Here is a 13,773-nt window from a genome sequence, read left to right as displayed (position 1 = left end):
GCGTAATCTTTGACCATGGCTCACGAGCACACCAGTTCAGAAGAGACAGCAGTGGCGGTAGCGCCTGAGCGATTGCCGGACAACGTCGACGTCGCCCGCGGTCTGACCGCCGATCAGGTTGCAGCAAGGATCGCGTCGGGACAAACCAATGATGTACCGGACCGGGCGTCCCGCTCGGTCAAGGACATCATTCGCGGCAACGTCTTCACTCGCATCAATGCGATCCTGACCGTGTTGTTGGTGATCGTGCTCGCGACGGGTTCGATCATCGACGGCATGTTCGGGTTGTTGATCATCGCGAACAGCGGTATCGGCATCATCCAGGAGATCCGCGCCAAGCGCACGCTCGACGCTCTGGCCATCGTGAGTCAGGCCAAGCCCATGGTCAGGCGTGATGGCGTTGCCGTGGCAATGGCGCCCAAAGATGTTGTGCTCGATGACATTATCGAACTCGGATCCGGTGACCAGATAGTCGTCGACGGTGAGGTGGTCAGTTCTGCCGCACTCGAGGTCGACGAATCGCTGCTCACCGGTGAGGCTGATCCGGTTCACAAGGCGAGCGGCCAGCAAGTGCTGTCGGGCAGTTTCGTTGCCGCAGGCAGCGGCGCGTACCGCGCCACCAAGGTCGGTGGAGATGCATACGCGGCCAAGCTGGCCGAAGAGGCGAGCAAGTTCACCCTCGTGCATTCGGAACTGCGCAGCGGTATCGACAAGATCCTGAAATTCATCACCTATCTGATGATTCCGGCGGGAGCGCTGATCATCTTCAATCAGCTCTTCACGATCGGCTTGCCGATCCGACCCGCGCTCAACGGCATGGTGGCAGCGCTGGTTCCGATGGTTCCCGAAGGCCTTGTGCTCATGACGTCCATTGCTTTTGCGGTCGGTGTCATCCGATTGGGCAAGCGCCAGTGCCTCGTTCAGGAGTTGCCGGCGATCGAAGGCTTGGCCCGTGTCGACGTGGTGTGCGCGGACAAGACCGGAACGCTGACCGAGAACGGCATGCGCCTGTCCGAGGTCGACGTGGCGCCGGGTGGATCAGGGGAGTCTGCAGTCAAGTCAGCGTTGAGCGCGATGGCTGCGTCCGACCCTCGCCCCAACGCGAGCGTTCTGGCGATTCGCGAGTCTCTCTCCGACGATTCCGGCTGGGGCGAAGCCACCGCGCTCGCGCCGTTCTCCTCGGCGAAGAAGTGGAGTGGCCAGTCGTACGGCAGTCACGGCAACTGGGTGCTCGGTGCCCCGGACGTGCTGCTCGATCCAGACTCGGAGATGGCCCGCAAGGCAGAAGAAGTGGGTTCGAGCGGGCTTCGTGTCCTCATGCTCGGCAGCAGCAACCTTCCCGTCGACGACGCCGACGCGCCGGGCACCGTCACCCCTGAGGCTCTGGTCGTACTCGAGCAGAAGGTGCGTCCGGACGCACAGGAGACGTTGGAGTACTTCGCGAGCCAGAAGGTCGCGGTCAAGGTCATTTCCGGCGACAACGCGGTTTCCGTCGGCGCCGTTGCCGGTTCCCTCGGGCTCGAGGGTGGTGACCGTCCCATCGACGCGCGGGATCTTCCCAGCGATCAGGAAAAGCTGGCGGACACTCTCGACGGAGCAACGACGTTCGGTCGAGTACGACCGGATCAGAAGCGGGAAATGGTCGCTGCCTTGCAGTCTCGCGGACATACCGTCGCGATGACCGGTGACGGCGTCAACGACGTGCTCGCCCTCAAGGACGCCGACATCGGAGTCTCGATGGGTTCGGGCAGTCCGGCGACCCGAGCCGTGGCCCAGATCGTGCTGCTGGACAACAAGTTCGCGACGCTCCCGTACGTCGTCGCGGAAGGCCGCCGAGTGATCGGCAACATCGAGCGTGTGTCGAATCTGTTCCTGACCAAGACCGTCTACTCGGTGGTGCTTGCGTTCCTGATCGGCATCACCGGCGTCCTGTCCCAGGTCTTCGACTTCGAACCGCTGCCGTACCCGTTCCTGCCCCGCCACGTCACGATCGCGGCGTGGTTCACGATCGGTATCCCGGCCTTCATCTTGTCTCTCGCCCCCAACAACGAGCGCGCCCGAACCGGTTTCGTCTCCCGCGTGATGCGTCTGGCGTTGCCGTCGGGCCTGATCATCGGCATCACCACGTTCATCTCCTACGTGTTGGCTTACCAAGGCCCCGACCAGACGGAGACCCAGAAGATCCAGGCCGGAACCAGTGCACTCATCACGTTGATCATGATCGCCGTGTGGGTCCTGGCCGTCGTTGCTCGGCCGTACGTGTGGTGGAAGCTCGTTCTGATCGGCGGTTCGGTTGCCGGGTACCTCATCCTGTTCGCGCTGCCGTTCACTCGTGAGTTCTTCAAGCTTGATCCGAGCAACGTCGCTGCGACGACGCTCGCGATCACCCTCGGCGCTATCGGCGTTGTGCTCGTGGAACTCTCGTGGTGGATCAGCGCACGCCTGCACGGGGAGAAGCGGAAGATTTTCGCGACGCCCGACGACCTGCCCGGCGAGCATCACCACGCCCACAGTGAGTAAGTAGTTTCAGCGCCTGAACATCTGCACCCAGGCAATGCGATCGCCGCCGCGCTTCTTGGCCCGGTACATCGCATTGTCTGCGTGCTCGATCAGTTCGTTGACAGCCCGATCCGGTAAGTCCGTCTCGGGACAGAGGTAGACGCTGACGCCGGTACTGGCGGATACGGGATAGGGATCGGAGTCGGACGAGACCGCCGAATGTATCTCGGTGGCGACCTGTTCGATATCTCCTCGATCGACTCCGCGCAGGACGACGAACTCGTCGCCGCCGATTCGCGCCACCACTGCCTCGGGCCCGGCGGCAGCGATGAGGCGGTCGGCGACAGCGGTCAACCGTCGTCACCTGCTACGTGACCGTGCGTGTCGTTGAGGATTTTGAACGAGTCGACGTCGATGAGCAGTGCGATCAGAGCCTGCGTTCGATCACTGCGCAGCAGATGCTGTGCCTCGTCCTGGAGTCCGCGGCGATTGAGTGTCGCGGTGAGGTAGTCCCGGTGAGCGTTTCGTGCGTCGTCGGTCAGGCGCAGCCAGACGATCTGCAGAATCCACGCGGTGGAGAAAACCACACCGGCAACCATCAGATAGAGATTCACGACCACCCAGTCGTCGTTGACCGGCTCGGACATCGCCATGGCAGCGAGCGTCGTGCAGACAGCAAGAGCCCAGCCGATGTGGGTCACGGCAACACGCGGACTGTGAACTATCGCCGCGTAGAAGCCGATCATGATGAACAGGACGCAACCCAGCGTTCCGACGAACGCTGTGCGAACCGCGAAGAAGAGCGTGACGGCGAGCCAGAGGTCGGCCCAGACGACAAAGGCCACGGATTGGCGCCAGGTGGGCCACGATTCGTTTCGCACCCAACGGCAACCGGCATAGACCCCGCTGATGGTCCCGACTGCGAGGATGGACCGTGCAAGGGCGGAATCGGAACCGAAGCGGCTCAACTGCATGGTCGCCGCGATCAGCGCGAAGAGAAAACACCACACCGCGACTAATTTGCGTCCGGGAACGGTCAGTCCGCGAGTGTCGAGGAATCGGGGGAGCCAGGTGTAATCGGTGCGATCCGACCACCACCGGGACAGCAGTTCACGCGTGGGGTGGGGGTCGCTCCCCGTCCCGCGCAGTCCTGCATTCAATCCGGGCACCTGTCGATGTCGATGGGTGATCAATCAGCTATTGGCGGGTTAACGCTACCTCGAGTTGCGCGCGGCTCGAACGCACGGACCTGCTTTCTGGCGTAGAGGCCGTCGACCTGTGAGAATCGAAGGGCGCGGAGGAACGATTCCGCCGAAGGATGTGCGTCAGCACCGGGAGAGGACACGGACATGGGTTTCTTGGACAACGTCAAGGGATTGGTCGAAAAGGGCCAGGAGCTCGCAGCGGAGAACTCCGACAAGGTTCACGACGCGATCGACAAGGTGGCCGACATCGCCGACGACAAGACCGGCAACAAGTACGGCGATCAGATCGACAAGGCAGCCGAGGCCGCCAAGAAGGCTGTTCCCGAAAAGCAGTAAAACCGGATTCGGCCATACCGTTGCTCAGGGGCCCGTAACCGAAAAGGTTGCGGGCTTCTGTGCGTCCGCTGGGTGAACTCCCAGGGTCGGCGGGCAGAATGAACGCGTGAACTTCACCTGGATTCTGCTGGTTGTCATTGCCGCCATTGCAGTCACCGGGCTGTCCAATCGACGAAACCTGCAGGCCCCGCTGGTCCTGGTGACCGTGGGCTCGGTCGCCTCCTTCATCCCCGGTATGCCGCGGCCCGAACTGGACCCCCACGTCATTCTCGGTGTGGTCCTGCCGCCGCTTCTCTACTCGGCCGCTCTCAAGTTCTCGGTCGCGACCTTCAAACGCAACCTTGCGCCCATTCTGCGTCTCGGCGTCGGAATGGTGCTGGTGACGGCGTTCGTGGTTGCCTTCTTCGCCGAATGGATGGTTCCCGAGTTCACTATCGGCGCCGCCCTCGTGCTCGGAGCTGTGATCGCGCCGACCGATGCCGTCAGCGCGGTGGCGGTCGGTCAGAAACTCGGGCTCCCGAAACGAGTCATCGCCATCCTCACGGGCGAAGGGCTCGTCAACGACGCGACCGCGCTGACCCTCTTCACCGTCGCGGTCGCTGCCGTGACCGGAACGCGAATTGCGACGGATTCGCCCCTGTTGTTCTTCGCGTACGAAGTAATCGGCGGCGTTGTCGTCGGCTTGGTGCTCGCGTTTGTCGTCAAGTTCGTTCGCGCCCGCATGTACGACTCTCCACTCGAAACCGGCTTGGGGCTGGTCCTTCCGTTCGCTGCCTACCTGGCCGCTGAAGAACTACATGCGTCCGGTGTTCTGGCCGTCGTGGTTGCTGGTCTGGTGATCGGACACTATTCGACGGACGCGTCGATCATGACCAGGCTGCAGGAGCGCTCGGTGTGGTCGAGCCTGGACACGCTCCTCGAGATGTTCGTCTTCGCGTACATGGGGCTGCAACTGAGCTTCGTGATCGACGATGTTGTCGCCGACGGGCTTCCGGTGCTTCACGTGTTCGCGTACGGTCTGGCAGTCCTGGCCGTGGTCATCGTGATTCGGCCGGTGTGGCTGTTCCTGAGCTACTCCCGTGTGCGATTCGGTGTAACTCTGCGCCGTGATCGCGAGAATCAACTGACGTGGAAACAGAATCTGGTGGTCTCGTGGGCGGGAATGCGCGGTGTCGTCACTCTTGCTGCGGCCGGCGGTATCCCGTTCGCGCTCTCGTCCGGCGAGCCGTTCCCCGGACGCGGCGTCATTCAGGCGATCGCGTTCATCGTCGCGGTCGGGACACTGCTCATCCAGGGATCGACCTTGCCGTTCCTCATTCGTCGTCTCGACGTCGCGGATCCCTATGAACAATTGCGTACCCAGGAACAGATGGAGTTGGCACGCAACATTTCTCGCAAGGCCGGTGAGAAGGCGTTGGCCGACGCGGCCGCGCACCCTCCATCCGGGATCGACGGAAAGGAATTGCAGGCAATCGTCGAGCGCGTACGCCGCTCGATGCAGGCGAGGCTTCAACTCCAAGAGGTCGACGAGGACGCCGATCGCGAGGCCGCCCTGTGGAATGCGGGAGCGCTCTTCGACAAATTCCGGCATCAATCCCTTCGCTCGCAGCGAGTCGCACTGATCGCCGCGCGCGACGACGGAGATCTCGACGACGAGGTATTGCGTACCGTATTGGAAGGACTCGACATCGAAGAGGCCGCAGCCGAGGAACGTGTCAGGCGTCGCCGAGCAGGCAGCGCGGGCAAATAGAGGGGAACACTGCGTATGACGGTTCGGAGTTCGAGGGTTCACGCAGGCTGGGGAGTCGTGGTGGCGAGCGCGCTCCTCGTGAGCGTCGGCTGCGGATCGGATGCCTCGCCAGATGTCTCTGTCACCGACAACGCAACCACGACGACCCCGCCGGTCGAGAGCAGTGCGCAACGCGGCGTCGTGTTCGACAGTGAACCCTTCACCAGCACAGCCGAAGTGGCGGCGTCCGGAGCGAGCGCGGTGAAAATCCTGTACGGCTCCACCTCCGGTATCGACGGCCGGGAGACCCAGGTATCGGGAACCGTGTTCACACCGCCTGGAACGCCGCCGGAGGGCGGTTGGCCGATCGTCTCCATCGGCCATGGCACGACGGGTATTTCGGACGACTGTGCGCCGTCGACCTCGCCGACCCTCTTCGGCACGATCGGCCTGGTCGCGCCGTTCCTCGACTCGGGATACGTGGTCGCTGTATCCGACTTCGAGGGCCTCGGCACTCCGGACCCGCATCCTTACCTGCAACCGGACACCGCGGCGTTCAACGTCATCGACGCGGTTCGAGCGGCGCGCAACGTCGTTCCGGACACCTCGACTCGGTGGGCAACTCTGGGGCTTTCCCAAGGCGGGCAGGCTTCCTGGGCAGCGGCCGAGGAAGCCGACACCTACGGCGACGGACTGGAATTCGTCGGTGCAGCAAACCTGTCCCCGGCAGCGGACATCTCGCCGATCATCTCGAGTGATTCCGAGGTGAATCTGTCACTGCCTCAGCAACTGCTGCTGCCCTATGTACTCGAAGGGCTGTCCCTCACCCATCCGGAGCTCGAACGAACCGACTACGTGCGCGGCGCATTCGAGCAGAACTACGACCTGCTCACCTCGTGCCTGACCTCTCGCGCGACGGAGAAGTTGGGTCTTGTCGGAAAGGTGACGCCCGCCGACACCCGGCCAGCTACCGCCGAGGACGCGGACCGAATTCACGCGTGGCTCAGCGACGTTGCTCTCCCACGTCAACGCGCGAGCGGTCCGATGTACGTAGTCGTCGGTACCAATGACAACCTCATCCGTCCGCAATGGACCGAGGCGGCCGTCGAACGTGCCTGCGCCGAGGGTGACGTCATCGAATTCCAGGCGCGACCGGGCGAAGGTCACGCGGACGGCGCCGCTGTGCCGGGAGCTGTTGCGTGGGTGAAGGATCGATTTGCAGGTGTTCCGGCACCGAATACCTGCGGGTCGTGAATCGATGACGGCGTCGGCACGAATCCGCGCTCTTGCACTGGCATTGCCAGAGGCAACCGAGCGGGTCAGCCACGGTGAATCGTCGTGGTTCGTGCGCAAAGCGCCGCAGTTCGTCACCATGGCAGATCACCACCACGACGATCGCCTCGCGATCTGGGCCGCGGCCCCACCTGGGGCGCAGGCAGATTGGGTCAGTCGCGATCCGACGAGGTTCTTCGTCCCCCCGTACGTGGGTGGCCGGGGATGGATCGGTGTGTACCTCGACGTTCCGAGTGCCGACGAGACCGAGGACGAGAAATTCTGGAACGACGTAGCCGACGTCGTCGAAGATGCGTACCGCACGGTGGCTCCGAAAACACTGATCCGGAAACTGGACGAGGATTCGCGTTGAGTCCGGCCGTGGTCGCGCTTCTCAGCGTGCTGATTCTCGCAGTGGCCGGGGCACTGACAGCGGTGTGGATGCGCACCAGACGTGAGGTGACCACCCCCACCGAACGTGCCGTCCATGCCGCGCTCCATACGGCTTCACTTGCCGCGCGGCCACTTCGGCGTGGACTCGACAAGAATTCGGCCGCCGAGGCGGCGCCTCACCTACGCGAGCTGACCGGCGGTTCCGGTCTGGGCCTCGCAGACGCGTCGGGAAATCTGCTGGCGTGGGACGGCCGTCACGAAGCGTTGTCCGATCAATTCCACGACGCCGCCATTCGCGCGATCGAAGGCGAACGCCGGGTGCTCGTCACCCACTCGGACCTGGTGCGCGGACCGAGCGATCACCATGTGCGAGCGCTGATCGCTCAGCCCCTGCTGATCGAGGACATCGGCGTGGTCGGCGTGCTGGGAATCGTCACCAGCGAAGACCCGTGGCCTGGAATGCTCGGAGCGGTCACCGAGGTGGCTCGATACGCCTGCAGCCAGATCGAACTCGCCGACCTCGACGCGTCCAGAGCCCTGTTGGATCGCGCCGAAGTGCGTGCCCTCCGCGCGCAGATCAGTCCCCATTTCATCTACAACGCGCTCAACACGGTCGCGTCGTTCGTTCGAACCGACCCAGCCCGGGCCAGAGAACTGATCCTCGAGTTCGCGGACTTCACCCGCTACTCGTTCCGATCTGCGGGTGAGTTCACCCTGCTTGCCGACGAGCTACGCAACATCGATCGTTACCTGACCCTCGAACGCGCGCGATTCGGGGAGGCGCTGAACGTCCGCCTTCAGATAGCACCCGAAGTGCTCAACGTGGTTCTTCCCTTCCTGGCTCTCCAGCCGCTGGTCGAGAACGCGGTTCGTCACGGCATTTCGAGTAAGCCGGAGGGCGGGACCGTGAGCATCGTGGCCGCGGACGAGGGACCTGACTGCATCATCAGCGTCGAGGACGACGGTGTGGGGATGGACCCTGAACTACTGCGTTCCGGCTCACTTGACGCCATCGAGTCGGGATCGGGACGACCCAGCGCACGCGAAGCTGCTCACGTCGGTTTGGCCAACGTCGACGACAGACTTCGTGCCGCGTTCGGCAACGACTACGGACTCGTGGTGGAGACAGCGCCGGGTGCCGGTACGAAGGTCAGCATGCGTGTTCCCAAGTTCAAGCAGGGTATTCACGTCTGATTCTCGCCTTCGATGATCAGGCTGAAACCGTCGTGGGAACATGGACCTGTTGTGAACGAGACTGACACTGATGCCCAGCTGACCGTCCTTGCCGTCGACGACGAGAAACCAGCCCTCGACGAGCTGGCCTTCTTGCTGCGCGCCGAGGACTCGGTGGCGCACGTTCACACGGCATCGGATGCGACGACTGCGTTGCGGATACTGCGCAGTGGAAGCATCGACGCGGTATTTCTCGACATCAACATGCCCGGACTCGACGGTCTCGAACTGGCCGGCATCCTCTCCAATTTCGCGACGCCACCACCCGTGGTGTTCGTGACAGCGCACGACGATCGAGCGGTTGATGCATTCGACCTCGGTGCCGTCGACTACCTACTCAAACCGCTCCGAGAGGAGCGTCTCGCTCAGGCCGTTCAACGGATCGTGGGGTTGGCCGGGCGCACCAAGAGCGAGAACAAGCCCGAATCTGCGTCCACCGACGAGGTGATCCCGGTGGAACTGGGCGGCGTCACGACGCTCGTTCAACGCTCCTCGGTGGAGTGGGTGGAAGCCGACGGGGACTACGCGCGTTTGCACACCGCCGGGAAGTCGCACCTGGTACGCATCCCGATCTCGACACTCGAATCACGCTGGGCCGACGCGGGCTTCTTGCGCGTGCACCGCTCCTACCTGGTGTCTTTGGCGCTGGTCACCGGCATCCGCACAGTAGGCAGCGGATTGGTGGTCTGTCTGCGCCCGCACGGAGACAAGCCTCCCGTCGAACTTCCGGTCAGCCGCAGACACACCCGCGAACTCAAGGATCGACTGGTTCGTGCGCCCAAGCAGAGCTGGTTGTCACGGTGACGTCGCAGTCCGATCCTCCGCAGCGTGAGCGCGTTGTGTTGGCGCAACGTAGTGGCGCACGGATCGTCCGTACGCGGGTGGAGGTGCAGGAACAGACCGAAGTCGGTGACGCCATGATCCGCGGTCTCGTTCGCGCGCAGTTGGGACTGGCGATTCGCCTTGCCGTCGTCGCAGCCGGGCTCCTGTGTGCGGTACCGCTTCTGACGCATCTCTTCCCGACACTGTCGGAGGTCGCAGTCCTGGGCATCCGGTTGCCGTGGCTCGTGATGGGCGGCGCCGTGTATCCCTTGCTGTTGACCACAGGCTGGGTGTTCGTGCGTCGTGCGGAGCGAAACGAGCAGGACTTCAACGACATCGTGGACGACTGAGCGCGGCGCTGTGGGAGGACAACCTATCCCGGTGCTGACGGTGCTCGGCATCGTTGCGGCGGCCGTGGCAACCGTGGCTATCGGAATCTACGGCGTTCGGCTCGCTCGTACCACCTCGGACTTTCTCGTCGCGTCCAGAACCGTCAGCGCGCGGTGGAATGCGACGGCCATCTCCGGTGAGTACCTCTCTGCTGCTTCGTTTCTCGGCGTGGCCGGGCTGGTCGCGAAATACGGCGCCGACGCCCTCTGGTATCCCATCGGATTCACCGCCGGATACCTCGCCCTGCTGCTGTTCGTCGCAGCACCGCTTCGGCGTTCCGGTGCATATACCGTCCCCGATTTCGCCGAATTCCGTCTCGGCTCACCGCGATTGCGCAAGCTCGCAATGCTCGTCGTCGCGATGGTGTGCATCCTGTATCTGATTCCACAGTTCCAAGGCGCGGGACTGACGCTCAACATTCTGCTCGGGGTTCCCAGCTGGATCGGCGGCGTTGCGGTCGGGGTCATCGTCATCGCCAACGTCGTCGGTGGCGGGATGCGCTCGATCACCTTCGTTCAGGCCTTCCAGTACTGGCTGAAACTGACTGCCGTCGCGATTCCCGCTGTGGCACTGACCTTCTACTTCTTCGGCGATCATCATGACGTCGGCGCGTCGATGCCGCCGACGGTCACCACTGCGACGACCGTCGACATCACCACCGACGTCGTCGTCCAGGTATCCGAGCCGGTGGCGGTCAGCGGCGGCACAGTCGACGGGCGAGTGGTCGAAGGAACCGTGACACTGGGCCCGGGGGAGCACACCCTCGGTGAAGGCATGTCCATGGTTCTCGACGCGGGAGCCGCGGTTCCCGTCGTCGCCGGAGCGCCCGCGCAGAACTCGGATTGGATCACCCCGGGTTGGGGTTTCGGTGGGCCGCACCCGATGTATCAGGTGTACTCGCTGATGCTCGCGACCTTCCTCGGAACGCTCGGCCTGCCTCACGTTCTCGTCCGGTTCTACACCAACCCCGACGGCCGGGCCGCTCGTCTGACCTCGCTTGCAGTTGTCGGTCTGGTCAGTGTGTTCTACCTGTTTCCGACACTCCTCGGCGTCTTCGCTCGCCTGTACGTTCCGCAACTTCTGATCACCGGCACCTCCGACGCGGCGGTGCTGCTGCTGCCGGGCTCGGTGTTCTCGGGGTGGGGCGGACAACTGCTGGCAGCCCTCGTCGCGTCCGGTGCCATTGCCGCCTTCTTGTCGACGTCGTCCGGATTGCTCGTCAGCATCGCGGGCGTCGTCAGTACCGATGTTCTCCGTGGACGAGTTCGAGACTTCCGTATTGCAGCGCTCCTGGCCGGGCTCGTTCCGCTCGTGCTGTCGCTGGCGGTGGTGTCGGTCGACCTCTCGAGAACCGTCGGGTTGGTGTTCGCGGTCGCCGCGTCGACGCTCTGCCCACTGCTCGTGTTGGGTATCTGGTGGCGCGGTCTGACTGCCGTCGGCGCGGGGGCGGGGATGGTTGTCGGTGGATGTGTTGCGGGCACTGCCGCCACTGTCGCCGTCCTGGGTGGTTTGTCGGAGGACGTCCTCGGTGGCTGGCCGGCAGCCATTTTCGCGTTCCCGGCCGCGGTGAGCGTGCCGCTGGCGTTCCTCACGATGATCGTCGTGAGCAAGGTGTCGTCGAAGCAGATACCGGCAGATATTGCGCGAATCTTCACGCGGATGCACGCCCCGGAACGGCTCGGAATGGGCTCCGATCGCGAAGACGATCTCCGCCAACCCTGACTTTCACCGCCCGAACCCTCTGCCGTTGGTCGCGCCTGCCTGACCGTTCGGCGCAGCGCGCGACTGCTCACCGTGTGACTGGCGCCACAGCATCTTCATGTGACTCCGATCTCACTAACGTCTGTGCGTAGTTCACTTCACACGCGAGGCGAGGAGCCGGCAGTGTCCACAGCAGAAATCAGTGAGGGGTCGCCGCAAGAGCGACGTACCCCGGATGCCCAGGCATTCATAGACATGCAAGCGAGTCCCGAATTCCAGGAACTCCGAACGCGTCTGCGCAAGTTCGTTTTCCCCATCACTGCATTCTTCCTGCTCTGGTATGCGGTGTACGTCGTCCTGGCTACCTATGCCCACGACTTCATGGCCACCAAGGTCCTCGGCAACATCAATCTCGGCATCTTCCTCGGCCTCGGGCAGTTCGTCACGACCTTCGCCATCACCGCGTGGTACGTGAAGTTCGCCGGTCGTGAGCTCGATCCCCGCTCCGCCGCCATCCGTGAAGAACTGGAAGGTCCCGCACAGTGATCACCACACTCGCCGCGTCCGGAACGGACGTAGGAAACCCCGCCTTCAACATCGCGATCTTCCTCGCGTTTGTCGTCGTGACCATGACGCTGGTCATCCGCGCCAGCCGGACCACCAAGAAGGCATCCGACTTCTACACCGGCGGTGGGCAGTTCACCGGCCCGCAGAACGGGTTCGCCATCGCCGGCGACTATCTCTCGGCGGCATCGTTCCTCGGTATCGCAGGTGCGATCGCCGTGTACGGCTACGACGGATTTCTGTACTCCATCGGATTCCTTGTCGCCTGGTTGGTTGCATTGCTCCTGGTCGCCGAATTGCTCAGGAACACCGGCAGATTCACGATGGCCGACGTCCTGAGCTTCAGGCTCAAGCAGCGTCCGGTGCGCATGGCGGCAGCCCTGTCCACCCTGGCCGTTTCCCTCTTCTACCTTCTTGCCCAGATGGCCGGCGCCGGCGGACTTGTCGCCCTGCTGCTCAACATCGACGGCAAGGTGGGACAGTCGATCGTCGTCGCGATCGTGGGTGTGCTGATGATCGTGTACGTCTTGGTCGGCGGCATGAAGGGCACCACCTACGTACAGATGGTCAAGGCAGTTCTGCTGGTTGCCGGAGCCGGAATCATGTTCGTACTCGTTCTGTGGGCAGTGCGCGGCAACTTCTCTCAGTTGCTAGCCAATGCGCAGGACATGGTCAACAGTTCCACCACCAAGGGTGTGCAGGGACGAGACATCCTCGGACCCGGTGCCAAGTACGGTCTTTCCGGAATGACGAAGCTCGACTTCATCTCTCTCGGAATCGCTTTGGTGCTCGGCACTGCGGGCCTGCCGCACGTGCTGATGCGCTTCTACACGGTGCCCACTGCCAAGGAAGCTCGCCGCTCGGTGACCTGGGCGATCGCGCTCATCGGTGCCTTCTACCTGTTCACACTGGTTCTCGGTTACGGCGCGGCCAGCATGGTCGGACCGGACAAGATCTTGGCAGCACCCGGTAAAGAGAACGCGGCCGCTCCGTTGCTCGCCTTCGAGCTCGGTGGCACCATCTTCCTCGGCATCATCTCCGCGGTGGCGTTCGCGACCATCCTCGCCGTCGTTGCCGGTCTCGCGATCACTGCTTCGGCGTCGTTCGCTCACGACATCTACGCCAGTGTCATCAAGCGCGGCAACGCAACCGAGGAGCAGCAGGTTCGAGTTTCTCGAATCACCGTCGTGGTCATCGGACTCGTCTCCATCGTTCTCGGCATCATGGCGATGGGGCAGAACATCGCCTTCCTGGTGGCCCTCGCCTTTGCAGTGGCGGCCTCGGCGAACCTACCCACCCTGCTGTACTCGCTGTTCTGGAAGAAGTTCAACACCACCGGTGCGCTCTTCAGCATCTACGGCGGTTTGGTCAGCTGCTTGACGCTGATCGTGTTCTCCCCGGCAGTGTCGGGCAAGCCGTCGTCGATGTTCCCGAACTCCGACTTCGCCTGGTTCCCGCTCTCGAACCCCGGCATCGTCTCGATCCCGCTGGCATTCGTCCTCGGCATCGTCGGTACGTACATCGGACGCAACAAGATCGAAGATCCGGCAAAGCAGGCGGAGATGGAAGTTCGCTCCCTCACCGGCGTCGGCGTCGAAAAGGCCGTCAGCCACTAAGAGGGGCAAAGCC

The 13,773-nt window shown here is 63.3% G+C and carries 13 protein-coding genes; 11 read left to right on the top strand and 2 right to left on the bottom strand.

Annotated features, from left to right (window positions below; translation table 11 throughout):
• Nucleotides 1-15 precede the first annotated feature (15 nt).
• A complete protein-coding gene (locus H7C86_RS01880) occupies nt 16-2,520 on the top strand; it encodes an HAD-IC family P-type ATPase (RefSeq protein WP_182261003.1) in 2,505 nt (834 codons plus the stop codon).
• Between the two features lie 6 nt (nt 2,521-2,526).
• Here the strand turns inward: H7C86_RS01880 and H7C86_RS37125 are convergent, their stop codons facing one another.
• Together H7C86_RS37125 and H7C86_RS01875 are read right to left on the bottom strand one after the other, a co-directional pair.
• Nucleotides 2,527-2,853, bottom strand: a complete 327-nt coding sequence (locus tag H7C86_RS37125; RefSeq protein WP_259349020.1) for a GGDEF domain-containing protein — start codon at nt 2,851-2,853, stop codon at nt 2,527-2,529.
• Complete coding sequence (locus H7C86_RS01875) at nt 2,850-3,659, bottom strand: diguanylate cyclase domain-containing protein (RefSeq protein ID WP_259349019.1); 810 nt, start codon at nt 3,657-3,659, stop codon at nt 2,850-2,852. Before H7C86_RS01875 ends, H7C86_RS37125 begins: the two co-directional genes overlap by 4 nt.
• Nucleotides 3,660-3,848: 189 nt before the next feature.
• Between H7C86_RS01875 and H7C86_RS01870 the strand changes: the two genes are divergently transcribed.
• From H7C86_RS01870 to H7C86_RS01825, 10 genes are all read left to right on the top strand, one after another.
• On the top strand, nt 3,849-4,040 hold the full coding sequence (locus tag H7C86_RS01870) for an antitoxin (protein ID WP_003940164.1): 192 nt from the start codon (nt 3,849-3,851) through the stop codon (nt 4,038-4,040).
• Between the two features lie 106 nt (nt 4,041-4,146).
• Nucleotides 4,147-5,790, top strand: coding sequence for a Na+/H+ antiporter (locus H7C86_RS01865; RefSeq protein WP_019744841.1), 1,644 nt, complete (start codon nt 4,147-4,149; stop codon nt 5,788-5,790).
• Between the two features lie 15 nt (nt 5,791-5,805).
• On the top strand, nt 5,806-7,023 hold the full coding sequence (locus H7C86_RS01860) for a lipase family protein (RefSeq protein WP_182261002.1): 1,218 nt from the start codon (nt 5,806-5,808) through the stop codon (nt 7,021-7,023).
• A 4-nt stretch (nt 7,024-7,027) separates the two neighbouring features.
• The gene (locus tag H7C86_RS01855; protein ID WP_020970430.1) at nt 7,028-7,414 is read left to right on the top strand and encodes an MmcQ/YjbR family DNA-binding protein; all 387 of its coding nucleotides are present in this window, start codon (nt 7,028-7,030) and stop codon (nt 7,412-7,414) included.
• Complete coding sequence (locus H7C86_RS01850) at nt 7,411-8,628, top strand: sensor histidine kinase (RefSeq protein ID WP_019744838.1); 1,218 nt, start codon at nt 7,411-7,413, stop codon at nt 8,626-8,628. The genes H7C86_RS01855 and H7C86_RS01850 overlap by 4 nt, the downstream gene beginning before the upstream one ends.
• Nucleotides 8,629-8,679: 51 nt before the next feature.
• Nucleotides 8,680-9,471 carry a LytTR family DNA-binding domain-containing protein gene (locus H7C86_RS01845; protein ID WP_021332251.1) on the top strand — a complete coding sequence of 264 codons (792 nt, stop codon included), beginning with the start codon at nt 8,680-8,682 and terminating at the stop codon, nt 9,469-9,471.
• Nucleotides 9,468-9,839, top strand: coding sequence for a membrane protein (locus H7C86_RS01840; RefSeq protein WP_003939880.1), 372 nt, complete (start codon nt 9,468-9,470; stop codon nt 9,837-9,839). Before H7C86_RS01845 ends, H7C86_RS01840 begins: the two co-directional genes overlap by 4 nt.
• Nucleotides 9,840-9,849: 10 nt before the next feature.
• Nucleotides 9,850-11,601: a cation acetate symporter gene (locus H7C86_RS01835; RefSeq protein WP_020970427.1), complete on the top strand. Its 1,752-nt coding sequence runs from the start codon at nt 9,850-9,852 to the stop codon at nt 11,599-11,601.
• 162 nt (nt 11,602-11,763) lie between these two features.
• The gene (locus tag H7C86_RS01830) at nt 11,764-12,126 is read left to right on the top strand and encodes a DUF485 domain-containing protein (protein WP_182261001.1); all 363 of its coding nucleotides are present in this window, start codon (nt 11,764-11,766) and stop codon (nt 12,124-12,126) included.
• Nucleotides 12,123-13,760, top strand: coding sequence for a cation acetate symporter (locus H7C86_RS01825; RefSeq protein ID WP_003939876.1), 1,638 nt, complete (start codon nt 12,123-12,125; stop codon nt 13,758-13,760). The genes H7C86_RS01830 and H7C86_RS01825 overlap by 4 nt, the downstream gene beginning before the upstream one ends.
• Nucleotides 13,761-13,773 lie beyond the last annotated feature (13 nt).

Origin of the sequence: Rhodococcus sp. UFZ-B548, from assembly GCF_903819475.1 — a bacterium.
GTDB classification, from domain to species: Bacteria; Actinomycetota; Actinomycetes; order Mycobacteriales; family Mycobacteriaceae; genus Rhodococcus_F; species Rhodococcus_F erythropolis.
This window is presented reverse-complemented; position numbering and strand designations above follow the sequence as displayed.

Excerpts from the sequence above, each read along its gene's own strand:
- H7C86_RS01880 (WP_182261003.1), top strand. The coding sequence starts at position 16 with ATGGCTCACGAGCACACCAGTTCAGAAGAGACAGCAGTGGCGGTAGCG.
- H7C86_RS01870 (WP_003940164.1), top strand. The coding sequence starts at position 3,849 with ATGGGTTTCTTGGACAACGTCAAGGGATTGGTCGAAAAGGGCCAGGAG.
- H7C86_RS01860 (WP_182261002.1), top strand. The coding sequence starts at position 5,806 with ATGACGGTTCGGAGTTCGAGGGTTCACGCAGGCTGGGGAGTCGTGGTG.
- H7C86_RS01855 (WP_020970430.1), top strand. The coding sequence starts at position 7,028 with ATGACGGCGTCGGCACGAATCCGCGCTCTTGCACTGGCATTGCCAGAG.